At 71.0% G+C, this 20,990-nt stretch carries 25 protein-coding genes; 11 read left to right on the top strand and 14 right to left on the bottom strand.

The features are described 5' to 3' along the window. Positions 1 to 115: 115 nt before the first annotated feature. Positions 116 to 1,078 carry an alpha/beta hydrolase gene (locus tag AB0M59_RS32130; protein WP_364622709.1) on the bottom strand — a complete coding sequence of 321 codons (963 nt, stop codon included), beginning with the start codon at positions 1,076 to 1,078 and terminating at the stop codon, positions 116 to 118. Between the two features lie 149 nt (positions 1,079 to 1,227). Here AB0M59_RS32130 and AB0M59_RS32125 point away from each other — a divergent pair, with 149 nt between their 5' ends. Continuing rightward, positions 1,228 to 1,677: a MarR family transcriptional regulator gene (locus AB0M59_RS32125; protein ID WP_364622706.1), complete on the top strand. Its 450-nt coding sequence runs from the start codon at positions 1,228 to 1,230 to the stop codon at positions 1,675 to 1,677. A gap of 38 nt (positions 1,678 to 1,715) precedes the next feature. On the opposite strand, the gene AB0M59_RS32120 is transcribed toward AB0M59_RS32125, so the two are convergent. Beyond that, on the bottom strand, positions 1,716 to 2,654 hold the full coding sequence (locus tag AB0M59_RS32120) for a patatin family protein (protein WP_364622703.1): 939 nt from the start codon (positions 2,652 to 2,654) through the stop codon (positions 1,716 to 1,718). Positions 2,655 to 2,774: 120 nt separating this feature from the next. On the opposite strand from AB0M59_RS32120, the gene AB0M59_RS32115 reads away from it, so the two are divergent. The 3 genes from AB0M59_RS32115 to AB0M59_RS32105 are packed head-to-tail and all read left to right on the top strand — an operon-like array spanning position 2,775 to position 6,333. Further along, positions 2,775 to 3,317 (top strand): PadR family transcriptional regulator, encoded by a 543-nt coding sequence (locus AB0M59_RS32115; RefSeq protein WP_364622701.1) that lies wholly within the window; start codon positions 2,775 to 2,777, stop codon positions 3,315 to 3,317. Continuing rightward, on the top strand, positions 3,317 to 5,329 hold the full coding sequence (locus AB0M59_RS32110) for an NADPH-dependent 2,4-dienoyl-CoA reductase (protein ID WP_364622698.1): 2,013 nt from the start codon (positions 3,317 to 3,319) through the stop codon (positions 5,327 to 5,329). The genes AB0M59_RS32115 and AB0M59_RS32110 overlap by 1 nt, the downstream gene beginning before the upstream one ends. 26 nt (positions 5,330 to 5,355) lie before the next feature. After that, positions 5,356 to 6,333 carry a prephenate dehydrogenase gene (locus AB0M59_RS32105; RefSeq protein ID WP_364622695.1) on the top strand — a complete coding sequence of 326 codons (978 nt, stop codon included), beginning with the start codon at positions 5,356 to 5,358 and terminating at the stop codon, positions 6,331 to 6,333. Here the strand turns inward: AB0M59_RS32105 and AB0M59_RS32100 are convergent, their stop codons facing one another. Beyond that, positions 6,334 to 6,546: an antitoxin gene (locus AB0M59_RS32100; protein ID WP_364622693.1), complete on the bottom strand. Its 213-nt coding sequence runs from the start codon at positions 6,544 to 6,546 to the stop codon at positions 6,334 to 6,336. A gap of 23 nt (positions 6,547 to 6,569) precedes the next feature. Further along, positions 6,570 to 8,537 (bottom strand): FUSC family protein, encoded by a 1,968-nt coding sequence (locus AB0M59_RS32095; protein WP_364622690.1) that lies wholly within the window; start codon positions 8,535 to 8,537, stop codon positions 6,570 to 6,572. A gap of 68 nt (positions 8,538 to 8,605) precedes the next feature. Between AB0M59_RS32095 and AB0M59_RS32090 the strand changes: the two genes are divergently transcribed. Next, positions 8,606 to 9,055: an SRPBCC family protein gene (locus AB0M59_RS32090; RefSeq protein ID WP_364622687.1), complete on the top strand. Its 450-nt coding sequence runs from the start codon at positions 8,606 to 8,608 to the stop codon at positions 9,053 to 9,055. 103 nt (positions 9,056 to 9,158) lie between these two features. Further along, on the top strand, positions 9,159 to 9,923 hold the full coding sequence (locus tag AB0M59_RS32085) for a polysaccharide deacetylase family protein (RefSeq protein WP_364622684.1): 765 nt from the start codon (positions 9,159 to 9,161) through the stop codon (positions 9,921 to 9,923). On the opposite strand, the gene AB0M59_RS32080 is transcribed toward AB0M59_RS32085, so the two are convergent. The 3 genes from AB0M59_RS32080 to AB0M59_RS32070 form a co-directional block, all read right to left on the bottom strand. Further along, positions 9,920 to 10,393 carry a carboxypeptidase regulatory-like domain-containing protein gene (locus AB0M59_RS32080; protein ID WP_364622681.1) on the bottom strand — a complete coding sequence of 158 codons (474 nt, stop codon included), beginning with the start codon at positions 10,391 to 10,393 and terminating at the stop codon, positions 9,920 to 9,922. The two genes, AB0M59_RS32085 and AB0M59_RS32080, sit on opposite strands and share 4 nt — an antisense overlap. Continuing rightward, a complete protein-coding gene (locus tag AB0M59_RS32075; RefSeq protein ID WP_364622679.1) occupies positions 10,390 to 10,995 on the bottom strand; it encodes a sigma-70 family RNA polymerase sigma factor in 606 nt (201 codons plus the stop codon). Before AB0M59_RS32075 ends, AB0M59_RS32080 begins: the two co-directional genes overlap by 4 nt. Positions 10,996 to 11,412: 417 nt before the next feature. Beyond that, entirely contained in the window at positions 11,413 to 12,084 is a 672-nt protein-coding gene (locus AB0M59_RS32070) for an SGNH/GDSL hydrolase family protein (protein ID WP_364622676.1), read from the bottom strand. A 161-nt stretch (positions 12,085 to 12,245) separates the two neighbouring features. On the opposite strand from AB0M59_RS32070, the gene AB0M59_RS32065 reads away from it, so the two are divergent. Then, positions 12,246 to 12,887 carry a TetR family transcriptional regulator gene (locus tag AB0M59_RS32065; protein ID WP_364622903.1) on the top strand — a complete coding sequence of 214 codons (642 nt, stop codon included), beginning with the start codon at positions 12,246 to 12,248 and terminating at the stop codon, positions 12,885 to 12,887. Here AB0M59_RS32065 and AB0M59_RS32060 read toward each other — a convergent pair. Beyond that, the gene (locus AB0M59_RS32060; protein ID WP_364622673.1) at positions 12,884 to 13,372 is read right to left on the bottom strand and encodes a MarR family transcriptional regulator; all 489 of its coding nucleotides are present in this window, start codon (positions 13,370 to 13,372) and stop codon (positions 12,884 to 12,886) included. The genes AB0M59_RS32065 and AB0M59_RS32060 overlap by 4 nt on opposite strands. Before the next feature lie 94 nt (positions 13,373 to 13,466). Here AB0M59_RS32060 and AB0M59_RS32055 point away from each other — a divergent pair, with 94 nt between their 5' ends. Then, positions 13,467 to 14,363 carry an ABC transporter ATP-binding protein gene (locus AB0M59_RS32055; protein WP_364622670.1) on the top strand — a complete coding sequence of 299 codons (897 nt, stop codon included), beginning with the start codon at positions 13,467 to 13,469 and terminating at the stop codon, positions 14,361 to 14,363. Next, positions 14,360 to 15,994, top strand: a complete 1,635-nt coding sequence (locus tag AB0M59_RS32050) for an ABC transporter permease (protein WP_364622668.1) — start codon at positions 14,360 to 14,362, stop codon at positions 15,992 to 15,994. Before AB0M59_RS32055 ends, AB0M59_RS32050 begins: the two co-directional genes overlap by 4 nt. Here the strand turns inward: AB0M59_RS32050 and AB0M59_RS32045 are convergent. Then, positions 15,991 to 16,470, bottom strand: a complete 480-nt coding sequence (locus AB0M59_RS32045; RefSeq protein ID WP_364622665.1) for a hypothetical protein — start codon at positions 16,468 to 16,470, stop codon at positions 15,991 to 15,993. The genes AB0M59_RS32050 and AB0M59_RS32045 overlap by 4 nt on opposite strands. A gap of 40 nt (positions 16,471 to 16,510) precedes the next feature. Then, positions 16,511 to 16,834, bottom strand: a complete 324-nt coding sequence (locus tag AB0M59_RS32040) for a hypothetical protein (RefSeq protein ID WP_364622664.1) — start codon at positions 16,832 to 16,834, stop codon at positions 16,511 to 16,513. A gap of 139 nt (positions 16,835 to 16,973) precedes the next feature. Between AB0M59_RS32040 and AB0M59_RS32035 the strand changes: the two genes are divergently transcribed. Then, complete coding sequence (locus AB0M59_RS32035) at positions 16,974 to 18,188, top strand: MFS transporter (protein WP_364622661.1); 1,215 nt, start codon at positions 16,974 to 16,976, stop codon at positions 18,186 to 18,188. Here AB0M59_RS32035 and AB0M59_RS32030 read toward each other — a convergent pair. Further along, positions 18,165 to 18,722, bottom strand: a complete 558-nt coding sequence (locus AB0M59_RS32030) for a TetR/AcrR family transcriptional regulator (RefSeq protein WP_364622659.1) — start codon at positions 18,720 to 18,722, stop codon at positions 18,165 to 18,167. The genes AB0M59_RS32035 and AB0M59_RS32030 overlap by 24 nt on opposite strands. 95 nt (positions 18,723 to 18,817) lie before the next feature. Here AB0M59_RS32030 and AB0M59_RS32025 point away from each other — a divergent pair, with 95 nt between their 5' ends. Further along, a complete protein-coding gene (locus tag AB0M59_RS32025; protein WP_364622656.1) occupies positions 18,818 to 19,249 on the top strand; it encodes a nuclear transport factor 2 family protein in 432 nt (143 codons plus the stop codon). On the opposite strand, the gene AB0M59_RS32020 is transcribed toward AB0M59_RS32025, so the two are convergent. The 3 genes from AB0M59_RS32020 to AB0M59_RS32010 all read right to left on the bottom strand — a co-directional run bounded on the left by AB0M59_RS32020 (position 19,212) and on the right by AB0M59_RS32010 (position 20,927). Next, the gene (locus AB0M59_RS32020) at positions 19,212 to 20,000 is read right to left on the bottom strand and encodes a metal-dependent hydrolase (protein ID WP_364622900.1); all 789 of its coding nucleotides are present in this window, start codon (positions 19,998 to 20,000) and stop codon (positions 19,212 to 19,214) included. The two genes, AB0M59_RS32025 and AB0M59_RS32020, sit on opposite strands and share 38 nt — an antisense overlap. Positions 20,001 to 20,058: 58 nt before the next feature. Continuing rightward, positions 20,059 to 20,412, bottom strand: coding sequence for an STAS domain-containing protein (locus AB0M59_RS32015; protein ID WP_086862300.1), 354 nt, complete (start codon positions 20,410 to 20,412; stop codon positions 20,059 to 20,061). Positions 20,413 to 20,618: 206 nt separating this feature from the next. Beyond that, positions 20,619 to 20,927 carry a WhiB family transcriptional regulator gene (locus tag AB0M59_RS32010; protein WP_155548578.1) on the bottom strand — a complete coding sequence of 103 codons (309 nt, stop codon included), beginning with the start codon at positions 20,925 to 20,927 and terminating at the stop codon, positions 20,619 to 20,621. Between the last annotated feature and the right edge of the window lie 63 nt (positions 20,928 to 20,990).

The raw sequence follows: 20,990 nt of genomic DNA, 5'->3' as shown, positions 1-20,990 counted from the left end.
GCGCCCGGATCGATCGGGAGTCGCGTATATATCACGTTTGAGCAGGCATGCACGTTGCGGCCCTGTGAGTTGCGTCATAGAGCCGCAACGTGGTGCGGACTCAGCGTTTTCTCAGTTATTCCGCCAAAGCCCGCGTCAGCACGGTGATGGCCTGGGTGATCGCGGCCTCGGCGGCGTGGGTCTCGCGGAGCGCGTTGACCATCACGAAGTCGTGGATGATCCCCTGGTAGCGCACGGCCGTGACGGGCACGCCGGCCTGACGCAGCTTCGCCGCGTACGCCTCACCTTCGTCGCGGAGCACGTCCGCCTCGCCGGTGATCACCAGCGCCGGCGGCAGCCCGGCCAGCTCGTCGAGGGACGCGCGCAGCGGGGACGCGGTGATCTCCGCTCGCTGCGCGGGGTCCGTCGTGTACTGGTCCCAGAACCACTTCATGCCCTCGCGGCCGAGGAAGTAGCCCTCGGCGAACTTCGTGTACGACTCGGTGTCGAAGTTCGCGTCGGTCACCGGGTAGAAGAGCACCTGCTGGCGGAAGGTGACGTCGCCGCGCTGCTTCGCGAGCAGGGTCAGCGCCGCCGTCATGTTCCCGCCGACGGAGTCGCCCGCGATCGCGATGCGCGAGGTGTCCAGGCCCTTCTCGGCGCCGTGCTCGGCGACCCACTTCGCCACGGCGTAGCTCTGCTCGATGGCGACCGGGTAACGCGCCTCCGGCGAGCGGTCGTACTCGGGGAACACGACGGCCGCGCCGACGCCGGCGGCCAGTTCGCGCACCAGTCGCTGGTGGGTGTGGAAGTCGCCGAAGACCCAGCCGGCGCCGTGGATGTAGACGATCACCGGCAGCGGGCCCTCGACACCGGCCGGGCGCACGATCCGGGTCTCGACCTCGCCGGTCGGCCCGCCCGGGACGTTCAGCAGCTCGACCGAAGCGTCGGCCATGGCGACCTCGCCGTCCTGGACGCCGTCGACGGCCTTGCGCCCTTCCTCCGGCGGCAGCTGGAACAGGTACGGCGGCTGGTCGGTGGCCTCGGCGAACGCCTGTGCGGCCGGTTCCAGGGCGAGGTTGTGCGGGTTGGCGGTCATGTCGTCCTCCTCGGTTCGAGCTGGTTTCACCAAAGTAGCTCTCAACTGAGTTGTGCACAACTAATTTGAGTCCAATGAGATGCGAGGCACTTAAGTTGCCGCGCAGCGCGATGTCGGGGACCATGGAGAGTTACGAGAGAGGAGGCGCCATGGCATCGCTGCGGCTGGACGACCAGCTCTGCTTCGGGCTGTACTCGGCGTCGCGCGCGGTGACGTCGCTGTACCGGGTCGTCCTGGAAGACCTCGACCTGACCTACCCCCAGTACCTGGTCATGCTGGCGCTCTGGGAGCAGGACCATCGGCTGGTGAAGGAGCTCGGCGCCGAGCTGAACCTCGATTCGGGCACGCTTTCGCCGCTGCTCAAACGACTGCAGACCGCAGGCTTGGTGGTTCGGAACCGGCAGGCCGACGACGAGCGGTCGGTCCGCGTCAGCCTGAGCGAGACCGGGCAGGCGTTGCGCGAAAAGGCGCAGGGCATTCCCGACGTGATCGGCGCGGCGATGAGCCTGGACGAAGCCGGGGTCGCCCGGATGCGTGCCGAGCTGGACCGCCTGACCGAGTCGGTGAACGCCTACCGGGAGGCGCTGGCCCCGGCGTGATCCGCGGCATCGCGAGCCCGGTTCGCCGTCTCGCTCGGCTAAGAAGCTTCGCGTAACCCTTCCAGCACGTCGAGGACCGCGTCCTTGCCGAGCTCCACGGCCTTGCGCAGCACCTCGGGGTCGCGCTCCAGCACCGCCACGTCCGGCGAGCCGGCGGGCGGGCGGATGCTCAGGATCCGCGGGTCGGACGCCAGGATCTCCTCGTCCTCGACGTCGCGGCGGAAGGTGTCACGCCACGCGGGAATCGCGCCCGGGGCCTGCCTGCGCAGGAACCGCGGGACCACGACGTCGTACGCCCTCGGCGGCGGCAGCGGCAGCTCGTCCGCGCGGCGGGTGCGCAGCACGAGGACGTCGGTCGCGTCCTGGGCCAGCGCCGTGCGGTACGGGATCGGCTCCGCGACCCCCGCGTCGACGAACCGGCGGCCGGCCATCGGGATCGGCGGGCCGGCCAGCACTGGCATGCAGGACGTCGCCGCCAGCGCGACCTTGACCGCGTCGACGTCGTCGAGAAAGGGGTGCAGGTCGGTCGACTCCCCCGTGTCGGCGTCGGTGGCCAGCGGATGGAACGTCACCGGGTTGGCCAGGATCGCCGTGAAGTCCATCGGCTCCAGCACCGAATAGACCTGGTGGACGAGGTATTCGAGGTCGATCACCGCGCGGCCGCGCAGGGTGTGCAGCGGGTTGATGATCCGGCGCATGACGACCGGGTTCCACCAGGTCCGCACGCCGGTCGACGAGCACCCGCTGAGCAGCCAGGCACCGTTGAGCGCGCCGGCCGAGGAGCCGTAGACCGCGTCGAACGCCGGGACGACGCCGAGTTCGTCGAGTGCCAGGGCCATGCCGCTCGAGTACGTGCCGCGGCTGCTGCCGCCTTCGATGGCGAGCGCGAGGCGCCTGCCGTCGGTGCGCTCTCCCGGGACACTGCCCGCCGCCATCCGTTCGGAGATCAGTTCGAGTACCGGGTGCACTCCTCCCATCCTGGTCTTTTCGATCGATTCGTCGACCCGTTTTGTGAACAACGCTGTATCCCACCCAGGGGGGTGAAGTGATGCGTGCCTCGTTGCACTGCACCTAGTTGCATATGCATCCTGATGCACATGGCACTGGAGCACGCGATCCTCGTCTCGCTGTCCGAGCGCGCCGGCTCGGGCTACGAGCTCACGCGCCGGTTCGAGAAGTCGATCGGATTGTTCTGGAGCGCCACCCACCAGCAGATCTACCGCGTGCTGAAGCGGATGGAAGAGGCCGGTTGGGTCGCCGTCGACGTCGTCGCGCAGTCGGGCCGGCCGGACAAGAAGGTCTACACGGTAAGCGACGGCGGGCGCACCGAACTGGTCCGCTGGCTCGCCGAGCCCGACCCAGGCGCCGGGCCGGTCGAACTGGCCGTGAAGATCCGCGGCGCGAGCTTCGGAGACCCGTCGAAGGTGGCCGAAGAGATCGTCCGGCACCGCTCGGCCCACGCCGAACGCCTCGACGTCTACCGCCAGATCGAGAAGCGCGACTTCCCCTCGCCCTCGGCCCTCCAAGGCTGGCACCTGCACCAGTACCTGGTCCTGCGCGGCGGCATCCGCGTCGAGGAAGGCCAGGTCGAGTGGTTCGACGAAGTCTTTACCGCCCTCCACCACGAGAAGGACGCCTGATGACCCCGTACCCGAATTTGCTGTCGCCGCTCGACCTCGGCTTCACGACGCTGCGCAACCGCGTCCTCATGGGCTCGATGCATACCGGCCTCGAAGACAAGGCCGCGCACTTCCCCGAGCTCGCCGAGTACTACGCCGAACGTGCCCGCGGCGGCGTCGGGCTGATCGTCACCGGCGGCTTCGCGCCGAACAAGACCGGCTGGCTGCTGCCGCTCGCCTCCAAGCTGACGACGTCCGCCGAGGCCAAGGAACACCGGCAGCTCAACGCGCCCGTCCACGAAGCCGGCGGCAAGATCGCGCTGCAGGTCCTGCACGCGGGCCGGTACGCCTACCACCCGCTGAGCGTGTCCGCGTCGAGCATCAAGGCGCCGATCAACCCGTTCCGGCCGCGCGCGCTGACCGGCTACGGCGTCCGCAAGCAGATCGACGCCTTCGCCGACTGCGCCGCTCTCGCGCGCGAAGCGGGCTACGACGGCGTCGAGATCATGGGCTCCGAGGGCTACCTGATCAACCAGTTCCTGGCCGAGCGCACCAACAAGCGCACCGACGCCTGGGGCGGCACACCCGAAAAGCGCCGCCGGTTCGCCGTCGAGATCGTCAAGCGCACCAGGGAAAAGGCCGGCGACGACTTCATCATCATCTACCGGCTTTCGATGCTCGACCTCGTGCCGGGCGGCCAGCGCTGGGAGGACGTCGTCGCGCTCGCGAAGGACGTCGAAGCCGCCGGCGCGACGATCATCAACACCGGCATCGGCTGGCACGAGGCCCGCGTGCCGACGATCGTGACGTCGGTGCCGCGCGCCGCGTTCACCTGGGTGACCGGGAAGCTCAAGCCGCACGTCGGCATCCCGGTGGTCACCTCGAACCGGATCAACATGCCGCAAGTCGCCGAGGAAGCGCTGAGCAGCGGTGACGCCGATCTCGTGTCGATGGCCCGGCCGTTCCTCGCCGACCCCGAGTGGATCCGCAAGGCCGAAACCGGCCGCGAGGACGAGATCAACACGTGCATCGCGTGCAACCAGGCCTGCCTCGACCACGCCTTCAAGCGCAAGCTCGTGTCCTGCATGGTCAACCCGCGCGCCGGCCACGAAACCACGCTGACGCTGACACCCACCAGGCGGTCGAAGCACGTCGCCGTCGTCGGCGCCGGGCCCGCCGGCCTGTCGACCGCGACCGCGCTGGCCGAACGCGGCCACAGCGTCGAACTGTTCGAAGCCGACGACGAGATCGGCGGCCAGTTCGGCATCGCGCGGAAGATCCCCGGCAAGGAGGAGTTCGCCGAGACCATCCGCTACTACCAGCGGCGCGTCGAGGTGACCGGTGTGAAGCTGCACCTCGGCACCCGCGTGACCGCCGAGGACCTCACCGGCTTCGACGAAGTCGTGCTGGCCACCGGCGTCGCGCCGCGCGTACCGTCGCTGCCCGGGATCGACCACCCCAAGGTGCTCTCCTACGTCGACGTCGTGCGGCACGGGAAGCCGGTCGGCGAGCGGGTCGCCGTGATCGGGGCGGGCGGGATCGGCGTCGACGTCAGCGAATTCCTCACGCACACCGATTCACCCGCGCTCGACCTCGACGCGTGGATGGCCGAGTGGGGTGTCACCGACCCGGAGCAGGCGGCGGGCGGGCTCGGGAAGCCGAAGCCCGAGCCGTCGCCGCGGCAGGTGTACCTGCTGCAGCGCAAGAAGTCCGGGATCGGTTCCGGGCTCGGCAAGACGTCGGGCTGGGTGCACCGGGCCGCGCTCAAGGCGAAGCGCGTCGAGCAGATCACCGGCGTGACGTACGAGCGGATCGACGACGCCGGCCTGCACCTCACCGTGGACGGCGCGCCGCGGCTCCTGGAAGTCGACACGGTCGTCGTCTGCGCCGGTCAGGAACCCGTGCGGGATCTCGCCGACGAGCTGCGTGCCGCGGGGCTCCCGGTCCACCTGATCGGCGGGGCCGACGTCGCCGCCGAACTCGACGCGAAACGGGCGATCGACCAGGGAACGCGGCTCGCGGCCGCGCTGTAGCCCGGGAAGCGTCCGGCACTGGCAGGATGAACCTCGTGCGAGACGTATGCGTGATCGGGCTCGGGCTGATCGGCGGTTCGCTGCTGCGCGCGGCGGCCGCCAGCGGCCGCACGGCGTTCGGCGCCGCGGTTTCCGAAGTGGACGCCGACGCGGCCAGCAGAGCGGGTTACGACGTCACGACGGACGTCGAAGCCGCGCTGCACCGGGCCGCCGCCGAGGAAGCGATGGTCGTGCTGGCCGTGCCGCTGCCGGCCGTCGAAGACCTGCTGCGCCTGGTCTCCCAGCACGCGTCGCACTGCCTGCTCACCGATGTGACCAGCGTGAAAGCGCCGGTCCTGGACGCCGTCCGCCGCCGCGTGCCGTACACGCGGTACGTCGGCGGGCACCCGATGGCCGGGACGTCGAACTCGGGCTGGCTGGCCGGGGACGCCGCGCTGTTCCAGGGCGCGGCCTGGGTCGTCACCGTCGAGGAGGACACCGACCTCGACGCGTGGGCCGAGGTCGCGGGGTTCGTGCTGGACGTCGGGGCGCACGTCGTCCCGCTGCCCGCCGAATCGCACGACGAAGCCGTCGCGCGGATCTCGCACCTGCCGCACCTGCTCGCGGCGGTCCTCGCCACGATCGGCGCCGAGGGCGGGCCGCTGGCCATGTCGCTGGCCGCCGGGTCCTACCGCGACGGCACGCGCGTCGCGAGCTCGAACCCGCAGCTCGTGCGCGCCATGACCGAAGGCAACCGGGACGCGCTGCTGCCGATCGTCGACGAAGCCCTCGGCCGGCTCGGCGCCGCGCGCGGTTCGCTCGCGTCGACCGGCGGGCTGGCGGCCACGATCAACGCGGGGTACGAAGGCGCGCAAGCGCTGGCCGCCAGCCTGGACGTCGAACGCGCCGGCGTCCGGATCAGTCTTTCGGCCCCGGACGCGCGGCAGGGCCTGATCGCGCTCGGCGAACGCGGCGGCCGGATCACCGGCCTGGCGGACGGGATCGCGACCGGCGAAGTCCAGTAGTTACTGGGCGGCCGGCGGGGTGTCCGGCTTGTCGTCGAACTTGTCGAGGAAGCTCTTCGCCTTCTCGATGCCGCTGTCGATCTGCTCGTCGTGCCCGGCGAACTTCGACTTCGCGAAGTCACCCGCCTTGTCGAGGCCGCCCTCGATCTTGTCGCCGTGCTCCCGCAGGGCCTCTTCGGCCTTGCCCTTCAACGCATCGAAGTCGATTCCCATGGCGCAATTGAACAGCACGGACGTCAGGTGCGCCGGTGGTAGGGCAGGAACCGCCGGACCAGCCGCAACGGCGTGCGTTCCACCAGGTCGGGCCCGCGGACGGCATCGAACGCCGACTCCAGCTGGTCGACCACTCCGGCCAGCTGCGCGCTGTCCGGCAGCGGCATCGACCGCGGCTCGCGCTGCTCGCGGATCGCCGACGCCAGTTCGTCCAGCGCGGCGGTGATCAGCTCGATGTCCCCCGGATCCGGCGGCGCCACCCCGCGTCCGATCGTCACGCCGACCTCGGTGACGGCGTCCGCGACGCGTTCCTGGGCGGCGATGACCGGCCACCACGCCACCGCCTGTCGGCCGTTCGCGGACGGCTCGACGACGACCTGCTGGAACGCCGTCCGCAGGTCGGCGAGCGCCCGGTACGCGCCGCGGCGAGCCCGCGACCGCGCGAGCCGTGCGTCCCCTTCCGAGGCCTCGACCAGCGCGCTCGAGACGTACTTCGCGACGGCGTCCAGCCCGTCGGCCAGCCGGCCGCCGACCTGCGGACGACGGCTTCCCGGCCAGAGCAGGTAGCCGAAGGCGAGGACGATCACGCAGCCCAGCACGGTGTCGACCAGCCGCGCCACCACGACGTTCCAGCTGCCGGTGTTCGCCAGGTCCATCTGCAAGATGATCAACGGCGTCACGAACGCGCTGAGGATGCCGTAGTTGCGCACCTTCCCGACCGCGACGCCGCCGGCGAAGATCGCGATGAGCGCGACCAGCACCCAGCCGTGCCCGCCGACGCCGAGCACGACGGCACCCACCCCGACGCCGACGACCGTGCCGATCCCGCGCAGCACCGCGCGGCCGAACACCGAGCCGAAGTCGGGCTTGAGCACGATCCCTACGGTCAGGGTGATCCAGTAGGACCGCTCGAACGGCACGAGCAGGCCGACGACCTCGGCGATCGCCACGCACAGCGTCAGCCGCAGCGCGGCGATCCACGTCAGCGGGCCGGACGCCAGCGAGCGCACCCAGTCCCGCAGGCGCCGGTACCAGGGCGTCGGCTCCCGGCGCTTCCGGTCGTCGCCCTTGCCGATCCGGACCAGGCCGGCGTACAACGCGGCGAGCACCGGGTCGGCGTCGTCGTCCGGCATCGGGGGCGGCTCGGGCAGCGGCTGGCTGGCCAGCACCGTCGCCGACAACGCGACGAAGTGGTCGATGACGTCGGCGGGCGTGCGGCGGCCGGCGTTGACCATCGCCACCGACGCCTCGACCGCGGGGGTCGTCGCCGAGAGCAGGTTGAGCAGGTGCCGGTAGGCGGCGTCGCGGCCGGACAGCCACGAGCGCGCGGTCAGCAGCTGGTCGTACGCGGTGTTCATGGCCGTGGTCAGCCGGTGGCGGGCGACGCGCGAGACGGCTGGGTCGGTCGCCGAGAGCATCGCGGCCAGCTCGACGTAGACGTGCGCGACGGCGGAACGTTCGGGGCTGGTCGCCCGGAACGTCCAGCTGGCGAGCGCGACCGAGAGGCTCCAGACGGCGCCGAGGCAGAAGAAGCCCAGCAGGATCTCGACGCGCACGCCGGTCGCGTGCTGGCCGGTGCCGAGGACGCAGAACACGAACATCTGCAGCCCGGCGACCGAGGCGTTGCTGCCGGCCGCGCTGATCAGCGCGGACACCGCCGCGACCAGGATCACCGCGGGTACGGACAGCGCGGGCGTGCCGCCGGTGAGCAGCCCGACGACGTACCCCGCGGTCGCCGCCAGCGTCGCGCCGCCGAGCCGTCGCGCCCGGTAGCGGTACGGCCCGGCGGACTCGGACAGCACGGCGGGCAGCGCGCCGGTCGAGATCAGCGCGCCGACGGCGATGTCCCCCGCCGCGTACGCGGCCGCGAGCGGCACGGCCAGCGCGATGACGGCGCGGGCGACCATGTTCCACGGCACCGGGACCGGCTTGCTGCGCAGGAGCTGGGTCAGCCAGTGCGGCGCGGCGATGTCGGGGCGCGGCGTGCTCACGCCCCCATCTTGACCTACGCTGCGCGGAACGCTTAATTATCAGTCTGTCAACAACGTGGGAGGTTCCGGTGGGCCGCAAGTTCTCCTTCGAGGTCAACCGCACGAGCAGCGCGTCGCCGGCGGCGCTGTTCGCGCTCGAAGCCGACGGGCCGAGCTGGGCGAAGTGGGGAAAGCCACTCATCGTGCAGGCCCGCTGGTGCCGCCAGGGCACGGATGACCCGGCCGGCGTCGGCGCCGTCCGCGAGGTCGGCCTCTGGCCGGTGCTGATCCGCGAGGAGACGCTCGAGTACGAGCCCGGCCACAAGCACGTCTACACGTTCTTCGGCGCCAACCCGATCAAGGACTACCGCGCCGAGGTGCTGTTCACGCCGACCGACGGCGGCGGCACGCACCTGCGGTGGACCGGATCGTTCACCGAGCCGGTCAAGGGCAGCGGCCCGATCCTGGCGGCCGGGCTCGAACGTGTGATCCGGCTCTTCTCCGGCAAGCTGGTCAAGGCGGCCGAAACCCGGCTTTGAGCTGGGTGGCCCCGGCCACACAAGATCAGCCGACGCAACTTCACCCCTCACCCCCGCGTCACCCGTTCGGGTAGTTCTTCGCTACGCGGAAGGGGGACGCGGGATGAAGCGCGTCGCAGCGGTGGTCGTCGCGGCCGCACTGGCACTGACGGCCTGTTCGGCGAACGAGCCGGCGCGGCGGGAGTTCGGCACCAGCCAGCCCAACCCGGCACCGGGCGGCGGGCCCGGGTCGACGACGTCGGCGCCGTACCCGTTCGGCACGGTCCAGCAGAAGGCCCCGGCGATCGCGAACGGCCAGGTCCCGGTCGTCCGCCGGATCACCACCGACAAGCCGTACGTCTTCCTCACCATGGACGACGGCGCGGTCAAAGATCCCGACGCGCTGAAGCTGATGCAGCAGAACGGCACCCACCCGGTGCTGTTCCTGAACCAGAAGTACGTGAAGGGCCACGAGGCCTACTTCAAGCAGATCCTCGACGCGACCGGCGCGACGCTCGGCGACCACACGGTCGACCACCCGAACCTCAAGGGCAAGCCGTACGAGTTCCAGCGCAAGGAGATCTGCGACGACGCGGACGACTTCCAGCGCGGGCTCGGCGTGCGGCCGTCGCTGTTCCGGCCGCCGTTCGGCAACTACGACCAGAACACGCTGCGCGCGGCGGCCGCGTGCGGGATGCGCGCCGCGGTGCTGTGGACGGCCGCGGTCAACGACGGGCACGTCCAGTTCCAGGCCGGGGACAAGCTCAAGCCGGGCGACATCGTGCTGATGCACTTCCGGAAGACCTTCAAAGAGGACTACACGGCGTTCGTCGAGCAGGCGAAGAAGGACGGACTGACGCCCGTCCCCCTGGCCGACTTCCTGGGTTAAAGCACGACCGTCGGCGTCACGACGGTCCGGCGGCACGACACGTCACCGAGGTGCACGAGGATCTGCGTGGTCCCGCGCGGCACGTTGTCGAGCACGAACCGGCCGCCTTCATCGGCGGTCGTGGACGACGTCCCGTGCTCGGCGACCCGCACCTCGACGCCGTACTGGCCGGCGGGCACCAGCCAGCCGTCGATGCGGTGCAGCTTGCCGATCTTGGTCAGGTTGATCATCACGGTCAGGTCGCTGACGGTGAAGGTGATCGTGCCGGTGCCGCCGCCGCGGACGCCGGCCAGGTTGTCCAGCCGCTCCCAGCGGGCGACCTCGACGTCGAGGTCTTCGAGGGCCAGCGCGAACTGCACCCGCTGGACCAGGTCGCCCGGCGGCGGGTCGAGCTCGTCGAGGAAGCGGCCGATGCCGGCCAGGATCAATTCGTCGGAAAAGGCCTCGCCCGGCGTTCCGAGGTCGTTCATCGGCTTCCCCCTTCACTGACGAGCAGTTCGCGCATCTGGTCGAGGCAGCGCCCCCTGGTCGGGCCGACGCTGCCGCGGGGCATGCGCAGCGCCTCGGCGACGAGCTGGTACTCCGCGCGACCCGCGAGCACGGTCAGCCGGAGCAGGTCCTGACAGCGGTGGGGCAGCCGGACGAAGGCGCGCCAGACCCGGCGGTCGCGGTCGGCGCGGACGGCTTCGTCTTCGGGTGCCGGCTGGGTGCTCGGCATGGCTTCGGCGACTTCGTCGCTCAGCGGCACGGGCTGCGTGCGACGGCCGAAGGGGTGCGTGGCCTCGCGCCGGGTGGTCGTGATCAGCCACGCGGCGAGGGCTTTGGGGTCTCTGAGCTTCCCGAGCTGGCTGAAGAGGGCGAGCCACACGGTCTGGACGACGTCCTCGGCGACCGAGCGGTCGAGGCCGTTGGCCCGGGCGACGTGCCAGACGAGCGGGGTCAGCTCGGCGACGAGGCGGTCCATCGCGCGGCGGTCCCCGTCCCGGGCGGCCTGCATGCACGCGGCGTGCAGCTCGGCGCCGGTCAAGCCCTCCCAAGGCGGGTCTACCTCTGTGGTTTGCACGTCGGTCACCGTATCTGCCCCTCTTCGGAAAAGTCTTCGAGTCGGCTTCGGCAGTATCGCGGGTCCTTCGGGGGGAAGGAGCGTGCAGGTGGATCTCGGATACATCAAGGTCACTTACTTCGTCGGTCGCGCTTCTGGTCAATGACGACTGGGGGAGGCACCGGCCGACGCGGGGCTGACCCGCGCCGACCGATACTCCCCTCCCTCAAGGGCCCGCTCCCCAACGGGCCCCGCCGGATGTCCCCTCCCCCGAAGGGCACCCGGCCGACGGTGTCCGGAAGCCCCCTCGGCTCCCGGCCACCGCGCATTTCGAACTCGGCACCCCCTGCCGTGTTCCCATTCGTGCTTGGCTGCTCCACAGGACGCAATGGCGGGGCGGCCAGATACCGGAATCGCGAACTTTTTTTGAAGATCGACGCAGTGCTGCTAAGCGATCACCGAACGTGCTTCCGCAAGCGTTTGCGCCCACCGCGCGTAGCCCGCCGGCCCGGGGTGGAAGCGATCGGACGCGAACGCGGCCGGGTCGAGCAGCCGCGGGTCCATCGGGAGGTGCGTGACGCCGGGGATCGCCTTGAGTGCCGCGGCCGCCGTGTCGAGGGCGGCCGAGCGCGCCGAGAGGACGTCCCGCAGCGGCCGCGGCAGCGCGGGGAAGCGGGACATCGGCGGCACGCCGGCCAGCAGGACGTCGACCGGACCGAGGTGCCGCCGCAGCTCGACGACCAGCTCCAGCAGGTCACGGCGGTAAGCCGCGGCGGTCCGGAGCTCGATGGTGTCGTTGACGCCGAGGGCGACCACGACCAGGTCGGCCGGGCGGACCAGCGGGACCAGCTCGGCGCGGACGGTCCGGGCGTTGGCGCCGGTCCGGCCGACGGCCTGCCAGCGGACCGCCCGGCCGTCACGCGCGAGCTCGCGGGCGAGGCAGCCGGTGAGAGCTTCCTCGTGGTCCCGTGCGCCGACGCCGTCCACTGTGGACTCGCCGAGGACGGCCAGGCGGAAGGGCTCGCCGTGTCCTGGGACGAGCCCTTCGGTCGGACCGGACGCGCCGGGGAGCCGCGGGGTCGTCCGCTTGACGTACAAGGCTTGAGCCAGGATCACCATCCTTCGAAGCTAGCCGTGCGCGATCGAAACCTTCGTCCTGATCAGCGTGGGCTCCGCCACGGCGTCGAGCAGGAAGGCGGCGACGTCGGCACGCCGGATGGTGAACGTGCGGACGTTCCCGTCGAGCCGGCTCGCGACCTTGCCCGTGCGCGGCCCGTCGGCTGAAGCTGCCGGCCGCGATCGAGGGGCGCGACGCCGTGGTGTCGGCGCTCGGTTCCCGCGACCGCGGGCCGACGACGGTCTGCGTCGACGGCGCCCGAGCCGCGATCGAGGCCGGGGCGAAGCGCCTGCTCGTCGTCAGCGCCGCGACGACCAAGGTCATCGCGCGGACCGCGGGGTACTCGGAAGCGATGCTCTACGAGCACTTCCGCGACAAGACCGATCTGTTCCTCAGCGTGCTCTCCGACGAGCTGCCCGCGCTGGGCGCCACCCTGGCCGAGCTGACCGCGGACCCCGGGCAGGCGCCGCTGCGGGACAACCTCGTCCGGGTCGCGCGGCTCGGCCTGGCCTTCTACCTCGACAGCTTCCCGATCGCCATCTCGATGTTCTCCTCACGGGAGCTGCTGCGCTCGCACCGGGAACGAGGTGGTGGCGCCGGACCGCGCATTCCGCTGAAGGGCGTCGAGGACTACCTGCGAGCCGAGGTGGAACTGGGCCGGCTCAAGGCAGGCACCGACGTCGAGGCGGCCGCGTCCCTGCTGCTCGGCGCGTGCTTCCAGCAGGCGTTCCTGGCGACGTTCGAAGAGCGCGAGCCGGCGGACCTCGCCGGCCGGCTCGCGGACACCCTGCTCGCCGGGCTCTAGGCGTTCTTCTCCTCGCGGAGCTTGTGCCAGCGCTCGTACATGCCGTTGAGCTCTTCCATCATGAAGGACAGGAAGTCCCGCATCTCGCCGAGGCGCTTCCCGGACGGCGAGTCCTCGCCGAGTGCCTCGATGCCGTTCTCGGCCGCGTCGCGCCACATGATGATCATGCGGTCGCGCTTGAGGAAGGTGGCGTACCAGAGGTCGTCGAAGAGGCGGTAGTGGTCGCGGCGCTCGCCGGGCTCCCGCTCCTTGGCGACCAGACCGATCTGCTCGAGGTAGCGGACGGCGCCGGAGATCGCCGCCGGGCTGACCGACAGCTGGGAGGCCAGGTCGGCGGCGGTGAGCCGGGCGTCGTCGGTGGTCATCAGCGCGGAGAACACCCGCGCGGACATGCGCGGCATCCCGATCTGCGAAAGCACGAGCCCCAGGCTCTCGACGTACCGGCGGACGGCGTCTTCATCTCGCTTCGTGTCAGGCGTCGTCATCGGCCCATCCTCCCGTATCGCCCCCAACGTGATCACTCGATCTAGACATTTTCTTAACTTCACAACTTTGTGAAACCAGTGTAGCTTCCGAAGCATGGAAAACGCCATCGCGATCTCCGGCCTCCACAAGTCGTTCGGCCGGACCAAGGCCTTGGACGGCCTCGATCTGCAGGTACCTACTGGGGAAGTACACGGATTTCTCGGCCCGAACGGTGCCGGGAAGTCGACCACCGTCCGGGTCCTGCTCGGCCTGCTCCACGCGGATTCGGGGGACGTCCGGCTGCTCGGCGGCGATCCCTGGAAGGACGCCGCGAGCCTGCACCGCCGCCTGGCCTACGTGCCCGGCGACGTCAACCTCTGGCCCAACCTCTCCGGCGGCGAGGTGATCGACCTGCTCGGCCGCCTGCGCGGCGGGCTCGACGAGAAGCGCCGCGCCGACCTCGTCGAGCGGTTCGACCTCGACCCGAAGAAGAAGGGGCGGACGTACTCGAAGGGCAACCGGCAGAAGGTCGCCATCGTCGCGGCGCTCGCGTCGCGGGTCGACCTGCTGATCCTCGACGAGCCGACGTCCGGCCTCGACCCGCTCATGGAGGCGACGTTCCAGTACGCCATCCAGGAAGAGCGCGAGCAGGGCCGGACCGTGCTGCTCTCCAGCCACATCCTCGCCGAGGTCGAGGCGCTGTGCGACAAGGTCAGCATCATCCGCAACGGCCGCACGGTCGAGTCCGGCACCCTGGCCGAGCTGCGCCACCTGACCCGGACGTCGATCACCGCCGAGCTCGCCGGGCCGCCGAACGGGCTCGCGAAGCTGGAGAACATCCACGACCTCAAGGTCGACGGCAACCGCGTCCGCTTCGACGTCGAAACGCGCTCGCTCGACGAAGCCCTGCGCCGGCTGACCCAGGTCGGCGTCCGCAGCCTGGTCAGCCAGCCGCCGACGCTGGAAGAGCTGTTCCTGCGCCACTACACCACCGAGGCGAGCGCGAAATGACCGCGACGCTCGAGCGACCCGTCGAAGTCGCGCCGGCCCACGAACTGGCCGGCACCTGGCACCTCACCCGGCTCGCGCTGCGCCGCGACCGCGTCGTCCTGCCGATCTGGATCGTGCTGCTCAGCATCATCCCGGCCAGCACGGTCAAGACGTTCACGCAATTCTACCCGACCGTCGCCGACCGGCAGGCGCTGCAGGCGGGCGCCAACACGAACCCGTCCTACGCGCTGCTCTACGGGCCGCCGTTCGACCTGACCACCGCCGGCGGGTTCATCTCCTGGCGCATGTGCGGGTTCCTGGCCCTGCTCACCGGGCTGATGGTGGTCTTCACGGTCACCCGGCACACCCGCGCCGAGGAGGACACGGGCCGCGCGGAGCTGCTCGCGTCCGCGGTCGTCGGCCGGTACGCGGCGCTGACGTCGGCCGTCCTGGTGGCCGGCGGCGCGAGCGTGCTGATCGGGCTGATCCAGTACGGCAGCATGGTCGGCGCCGGGCTGCCCGCCGCCGGCTCGTTCGCCTTCGGCGCGTCGGAAGCGTTGTCGGGCTTGGTGTTCACGGCCGTCGCGGCTGTCGCCGTCCAGCTCGCCGAGTACTCCCGCACGGCCAACGGGATCGGCACCGCCGTGGTCGGCGCCGCGTTCCTGCTGCGCGGCGCCGGGGACTCCACTGTGGACGCTCGCTGGCTGTCGTGGCTGTCGCCGATCGGCTGGGTGCAGCAGGTCCGCGCGTTCGCCGGGGAACGCTGGTGGGTGCTCCTGCTGCCGGTGGCCTTCGCACTGGTCGTCGGCGCGGCCGGGTACTGGCTGCTGCCGCGGCGCGACGTCGGCGTCGGCATCCTGCCGCCGCGGCCGGGCCCGGCGCGGGCGGCGGCGAGCCTGCGGACGCCGTTCGCGCTCGCCGTGCGGCTGCACCGCGGACCGCTGCTCGGCTGGACGATCGGGATGGCCGTGGTCGGTGCGGTGTTCGGCTCGATCGCCAGCGGCATCGGCGGCTTGGTCGGCTCCAGCCCGCAGGCGCAGGAAATCATGGCGCGCCTCGGCGGCAGCGAAGCGCTCACGCAGGCGTTCCTCGCCGCCATGGCCGGGTTGTTCGCGATGGTCGCGTCGCTGTACGGGATCCAGGCGGTGCTGCGCATGCGCGGCGAGGAGACCGCGATCCGGCTCGAGCCGGTGCTGGCCACGAGCGTCGGCAAGCTGCGCTGGGCGGCGGGTCACCTCGTGTTCGCGTTCTTCGGCACGGCGGTGTTGCTGCTGGCGGGCGGTCTGTTCATGGGCCTGGCCAACGGACTGCGCACCGGCGACGTCGGCGGCTCGGTCGGCGACTCCCTCGCCGGGATGCTCGTCCAACTGCCCGCGGCGTGGGTCGTGGTCGCGCTGGCCGTGACGATCTTCGGGCTGCTGCCGGGCTTTTCGGCCGCGGCCTGGGCGGTCGGCTCGCTGGCGCTGCTGCTGAGCCTGTTCGGCCCGGTCGTCAACCTGCCGCAGGCGGTGCTGGACGTCTCGCCGTTCCAGCACCCGCCGAAGATTCCCGGCCAGGAACTCGTCGCGACCCCGCTCGTCTGGCTGACGGCGGTCGCGGTCGTCGCCCTGGTCGCCGGCCTGGTGGGCTGGCGGCGCCGCGACGTCGGCTAGCGCGGCTTGATCTCCCGGTCGGGACCGGCCACCAGCTGAGCCTGAGGCCCCGCCTTCCCGCAGGCGGGGCCGCCCGGTTCGCTGAAGGCCGGCGTGACGACCGCGGTGTGCGGCTTGCCGTCGTCGAAGCGGACGGTGACCCGGATCGGCTCCGCCTGCAGACCCGGGATGTCGGCGAAGCCCTGGAGGCCGCCGGTCTGGACCATCGAGACACCACAGGAGCCGTCCGGACCGGTTCCCGTGCAGGTCGTAGCGCCGGCGGCCGTCTCGGGGAAGAGGTCGACCGGGCGCGTGACGCACTGGTCACCCCAGCACGCTTCGAGCGTCGCGCGGGTGATGCCCGCGGGCTCCGGGACGGCCAGGCCGATGCCGACCCGGGTGCCGATGGCCGGGCAGGCGACCTCCGTCCCCGAGCCGGCCTGGCCGCAGCCGGCGGTGACGACCAGGAGTGCCGCGATCCACGGAATCCTTCGCATGCCCGTCCAGACGGAGCCGCCCGCGCGGAGGTTGCACGAGTCAGTCGCGCCATCCGCTGGTCAACGGAAGAGCGGGCGACGTGGAGGTCGGCGCGGCCGACGTCGGGGTAGGCGTCACGGTGACCTCGACGACGCTGGTGGCGGTGCTCGGCGGCGACGTCTGGACGGACGTGACGGTGGCGGGCGGCACGGACGCGGTCACGGTGACCGGCACGGCCGCAACGGTGCTGGTCGGCGGGGCGACGACATCGGCGGGCTTGGGGGCAGGATGGCCCGCGACGAGCAGCGCGGCCACCAGCAACCCGGTGGCGAAGCCCGCCAGCCCGGTCACCGCGGCGGAGCCATAGGTAGGTCGACCGTGCATCCGGCACCCCCTCGCCACGCGCAGCGCAGGTACGAGGACTAACTCGCGTTGATCTTAGCTGGTGTTACAGACCGTTCACCTTGAGCGTAATAGACTCAACTTTCTTGTGCCCGCGACGCGCACCTGCCACGTTGGGATCATGGGGGCACTCGGGAACCCGGACTTCCGGCGGCTCTGGGTCGCCGACCTCGCGAGTCAGCTCGGCAGCCGGATCGACGTGCTCGCGGTGCCGCTGCTCGCGGCGACCGCGCTGGGCGCGTCGGTCTTCGACGTCTCGCTGCTCCGGGTCGCGGGGACCCTGCCCTACCTGGTGCTCGGTTTGCAGGTCGGCGCGTGGTGCGACCGGATGCGCCATCGTCCGGTGCTGATCGCCGCGGACGTCGGGCGCGCCCTGCTGATCGCGTCGGTCCCGATCGCCGCGCTGTTCGGCGCACTCGGGCTGGTTCAGCTGCTGTCCGTCGTTCTCGGCGTCGGCGTTCTGAGCGTGTTCTTCGAGGTCGCCCACCAGACGTACGTACCGCGGCTGGTGCCCCGCGAGCACCTGCCGGACGCGAACGCCCGGCTTCAGACGAACCTGTCGATGGCGGCGGTCGCGGGGCCCGGCCTGGCGGGGTTGATCGTCCAAGCGCTCGGCAACGCCACGGCGCTCGCCGTCGACGCCGTCAGCTACCTCTGCTCGGCCTTCTGGCTGCGCCGGATCGAGACGCCGGACGCGCGGCCGGAGCCTGGACCACGGCGGCTGCTCCGCGAGATCGGCGACGGACTTCGGGTGGTCCGCGGCAACCGCATCCTGCTGGCGATCAGTGTCCACGGCGCGGTGTCCAGCTTCTTCCAGTCGGTGCACCTGGCGATCGTGATCGTCTTCCTCGCCCGCGACGTCGGGCTCTCCCCGTGGGCGATCGGCCTGCTCGGCACCGTGTCGCTGACCGGAGCGCTCACGGCCGGGCTCACCGCGCGGCGGCTGGGCGCGTGGATCGGGGAGGCGCGGGCGCTGTGGGGCGCCGCGGTGCTGTTCGGCCTGGCGTACCAGCTCTACCCGTTCACCGGCCGCGGCTGGGCGCTCACGTGCTACGTCGCCGCGGGGTTCTTCGCGACCTACGGAATCATCGTGCTGAACGTGTTCGGGATGAGCTTCCAGCAGACCGTCGCCCCGCCGGAGCTGCTGGGCCGGGTCAACTCGATCACGCACACGCTGATCCTCGGGGTCGTCCCGCTCGGCAGCCTCCTCGGCGGCGTCCTGGCGAGCGCGTTCGGGATGCGGGTGACGCTGCACGTCGCGGCGGCCGGGGTCCTGGCGTCGGCGGTGGTCCTGGTGTCTCCGCTGCGAAAGCTACGTGACCTGGTTCCCGGTTGACGCGCGAAGCCCGTCGACCACGATGCGGACGAGGTGCCGGCTGCCGGGCGAGTACCGCTCGACGGCGAGGCAGCCGACGATGAGGGCGCGCAGGTCGTCGCCGTCGATGTCCGTCCGGACGGCGCCAACCGACTGGGCCCGCTGCAACAGTTCCGCCAGTGCCACCCGGAAGTCGTCGCCCGCGCCGGCTTTGAAGGCGTGGCCGCTGGTCTCGGCCAGCGCGTCGCAGATGGCGCGGTTGAGCGACGCCTGCTTGATCACGCGGACGAAGTAGTCGAGGAAGACTTCGCCGGGGTTCTCGGCCGTGGCGAGTCCGCGGGCCTCCTCGGCGAACTGCTCGATGCGCTCGAGGACGACGGCCTGGAAGAGCGCCTCCTTGCTGGGGAAATGCCGGTAGACGGTCCCGGCACCGACCCCGGCCAGCCGCGCGATGTCGTCGAGCGGCACGGCGAGCCCGTCGGCGGCGAACGCCTCTTCGGCGGCAGCCAGGACCTTCGCCCGGTTGCGCCGCGCGTCCGCGCGCATCTTTTCCATGTCGTCTCCTCGTTGACAACCGGAACGCACGCTCCGTATCGTCGTAAGCGGGTGCACCGTTCCGATTCAACGTCCAGTCTTCCAGGAGAATTCCGATGCCCAGCACCGTGTCCCCGGCCCGTGCCGTCTTCGACCGCTTCCTCGCCGCCTCCGTCGAGAACCGCTGGGACGACCTCGCCGACTGCTACGCCGAGGACGTCGTCCTCGAAATGCCCTTCACCCTCCCGGGGGCGCCCCGCGTGACGAAAGGCCGCGAGGAGCTGCGCCGCCGGTTCCGCCGCGCAGGTGCGGCCCGCCGGATCACGAAGGCGGACAACGTGATCGTGCACGAGACGGCCGACCCGGCGGTGCTCGTCGCGGAGTTCGACCTCCGCCAGGACATGAGCGGCGAGAGCTTCGTGGCCACGTACGTGATGGTGATGACGATCGAGGACGGCCAGATCACGCACACCCGCGACTACACCGACACCGCCGCCGCGGCGGAGCGGCTCAAGGCGTTGTCGCCTGCTGAGTCGCCGGCGGGATGAACAGACGCTCGAACGTGCTCACCGAGTAGTCCCACACCCCGGGCACCAGCAAGACCGCCAGCACCGCGAACACCGGGAAGATCAGCCGCTTCTCGACCTTCTTGCCCGTCTTGAACCGCAGGGCCTTCGGGGGTCCCAGCTCGTACCAGGTCTCTCCCGCGATCGGGATCGGGAAGAGGAACGGGCAGCCGGACTCGGTCAGCGCGTCACCGAGGCAGTGGGTCAGGCAGCCCGCGGCCACCGCGATGCCCAGCCAGCCCGTGATCGATTCCAGCTCACCCGCCCGGTCGGGCGGTGCCGTGAAGAACCACCAGGCCACCGCGACGCCGCTCACCGGGAGCAGCCAGTCGCCCAGTGCACCTTCCGCCAGCATCAACCCGAAGATCACCACGCCGACGACCGCCCACGGGCCACCGGCTTCCGTGCCCCAGGAGGTCAGCAGACCCAAGCCGGCCGCGAACAGCACCGTGTGGGACAGGTGGCGGTGCTGGCCCGTCACCTTCTCGTCGCGAGGTCCTTTGGTCAGCGCGTAGAACGCCGCGGACACCCGACGCAGCAGCCACGACAAAGCGCCCGTCAGCCAACCGAGCAGACGGGACGCGCTCGCTCCGGGGTGGTCGAGGTCGGGCAGCAGGGTGAAGCCCGCCGTCGTGGCGGCGAAAACCACCGCTTGGTGCACCGAACCCGCCCCGACCGCGGGCGCCAGGGCCAAGCCCGCGCACCAGCCGGTCAGGGCATGCGTCCGCCCCATCATCGTGCCGCCCCCAGGTCCGCGAACCGAAATCAGTCCGCAGGAACCTAGCGGGCGATCAGGCTTGGGGGTCTTCCGACACGCTCAGGTGTTCGGCCACGCCGGTGAGCTCGATCACCCGGCTCACCGCGGGACTCGGGACGACCTCGAGTTCGACGTCCTGCTCGCCGGCCTGGCGTTGTGCGCGGAGCACCACGTTCAGCGCGGAGGAATCGAAGAAGGTCACCCCGGTCAGATCGGCCACGACCCGCTGCGCGCGCTTGTCCGCGATCAGCCCCGCCAGGGCTTCCTGCAGCTGCGGACTGGTCAGCAGATCGAGCTCGCCGGTGACCACCACCCGGGGCTCCGTCGCGTCGGTGTCCAGCGTGATGCCGAACCCGGGCGGGGTGGCGTTCTGGTCGGCTGCGGGCATGCAGTTTCTCCTCGTCAGGCGCTGCTCCTGCGCCGGGTACGCGCCTGCTGTCTCAAGCGGCAACCGTGTCACCGTGCCTTCCCCGAAGCTCGCGGTGGCACGGTCAAGGCAACTCCGGGGCCAACCCTAACCCAGGATGCGACCGAGCCCGCCACGGCCGCCGTCCTTTCGCGCTGACTGCTCACGTGCGATCGAATCCTGCCTGGTCAGTGCGCACTCATCACCTTCCGCGCCGCCCTGCGCTGGCGCAGGAACAGCTGCCGCCGCTCGATCTCGCCGAGGCCACCCCAGATGCCGTAGGGCTCCTGGACCGTCATCGCGTGCGTGCGGCACTGGGCCAGGACGGGGCACGTCTGGCAGATGGCCTTGGCCCGCGACTCGCGACGCTCCCGCGCCGAACCCCGCTCGTTGTCCGTGTGGAAGAACAGGCTGCTGTCCGCACCTCGGCACGAGCCGTTCAGCTGCCATTCCCACTCTTCAGCAACCACGTTGGGCAGCCGGCTGACGTCAGCCATGTCGTCCCTGCCTTTCCCAGGATGAGCATCTCGCCCGCTACATGCCCGCCGGTGGAGCGGATC

Source organism: Amycolatopsis sp. NPDC051371, assembly GCF_040682155.1.
In the GTDB taxonomy this organism is placed as follows: domain Bacteria; phylum Actinomycetota; class Actinomycetes; order Mycobacteriales; family Pseudonocardiaceae; genus Amycolatopsis.
This window is presented reverse-complemented; position numbering and strand designations above follow the sequence as displayed.

Excerpts from the sequence above, each read along its gene's own strand:
- AB0M59_RS32025 (WP_364622656.1), top strand. The coding sequence starts at position 18,818 with ATGCCCAGCACCGTGTCCCCGGCCCGTGCCGTCTTCGACCGCTTCCTC.
- AB0M59_RS32035 (WP_364622661.1), top strand. The coding sequence starts at position 16,974 with ATGGGGGCACTCGGGAACCCGGACTTCCGGCGGCTCTGGGTCGCCGAC.
- AB0M59_RS32120 (WP_364622703.1), bottom strand. The coding sequence starts at position 2,654 with ATGGGAGGAGTGCACCCGGTACTCGAACTGATCTCCGAACGGATGGCG.
- AB0M59_RS32125 (WP_364622706.1), top strand. The coding sequence starts at position 1,228 with ATGGCATCGCTGCGGCTGGACGACCAGCTCTGCTTCGGGCTGTACTCG.
- AB0M59_RS32100 (WP_364622693.1), bottom strand. The coding sequence starts at position 6,546 with ATGGGAATCGACTTCGATGCGTTGAAGGGCAAGGCCGAAGAGGCCCTG.
- AB0M59_RS32080 (WP_364622681.1), bottom strand. The coding sequence starts at position 10,393 with ATGAACGACCTCGGAACGCCGGGCGAGGCCTTTTCCGACGAATTGATC.
- AB0M59_RS32010 (WP_155548578.1), bottom strand. The coding sequence starts at position 20,927 with ATGGCTGACGTCAGCCGGCTGCCCAACGTGGTTGCTGAAGAGTGGGAA.
- AB0M59_RS32130 (WP_364622709.1), bottom strand. The coding sequence starts at position 1,078 with ATGACCGCCAACCCGCACAACCTCGCCCTGGAACCGGCCGCACAGGCG.
- AB0M59_RS32030 (WP_364622659.1), bottom strand. The coding sequence starts at position 18,722 with ATGGAAAAGATGCGCGCGGACGCGCGGCGCAACCGGGCGAAGGTCCTG.
- AB0M59_RS32040 (WP_364622664.1), bottom strand. The coding sequence starts at position 16,834 with ATGCACGGTCGACCTACCTATGGCTCCGCCGCGGTGACCGGGCTGGCG.
- AB0M59_RS32050 (WP_364622668.1), top strand. The coding sequence starts at position 14,360 with ATGACCGCGACGCTCGAGCGACCCGTCGAAGTCGCGCCGGCCCACGAA.
- AB0M59_RS32045 (WP_364622665.1), bottom strand. The coding sequence starts at position 16,470 with ATGCGAAGGATTCCGTGGATCGCGGCACTCCTGGTCGTCACCGCCGGC.
- AB0M59_RS32020 (WP_364622900.1), bottom strand. The coding sequence starts at position 20,000 with ATGGGGCGGACGCATGCCCTGACCGGCTGGTGCGCGGGCTTGGCCCTG.
- AB0M59_RS32110 (WP_364622698.1), top strand. The coding sequence starts at position 3,317 with ATGACCCCGTACCCGAATTTGCTGTCGCCGCTCGACCTCGGCTTCACG.
- AB0M59_RS32060 (WP_364622673.1), bottom strand. The coding sequence starts at position 13,372 with ATGACGACGCCTGACACGAAGCGAGATGAAGACGCCGTCCGCCGGTAC.
- AB0M59_RS32015 (WP_086862300.1), bottom strand. The coding sequence starts at position 20,412 with ATGCCCGCAGCCGACCAGAACGCCACCCCGCCCGGGTTCGGCATCACG.
- AB0M59_RS32085 (WP_364622684.1), top strand. The coding sequence starts at position 9,159 with ATGAAGCGCGTCGCAGCGGTGGTCGTCGCGGCCGCACTGGCACTGACG.
- AB0M59_RS32055 (WP_364622670.1), top strand. The coding sequence starts at position 13,467 with ATGGAAAACGCCATCGCGATCTCCGGCCTCCACAAGTCGTTCGGCCGG.
- AB0M59_RS32070 (WP_364622676.1), bottom strand. The coding sequence starts at position 12,084 with ATGGTGATCCTGGCTCAAGCCTTGTACGTCAAGCGGACGACCCCGCGG.
- AB0M59_RS32105 (WP_364622695.1), top strand. The coding sequence starts at position 5,356 with ATGAACCTCGTGCGAGACGTATGCGTGATCGGGCTCGGGCTGATCGGC.
- AB0M59_RS32115 (WP_364622701.1), top strand. The coding sequence starts at position 2,775 with ATGGCACTGGAGCACGCGATCCTCGTCTCGCTGTCCGAGCGCGCCGGC.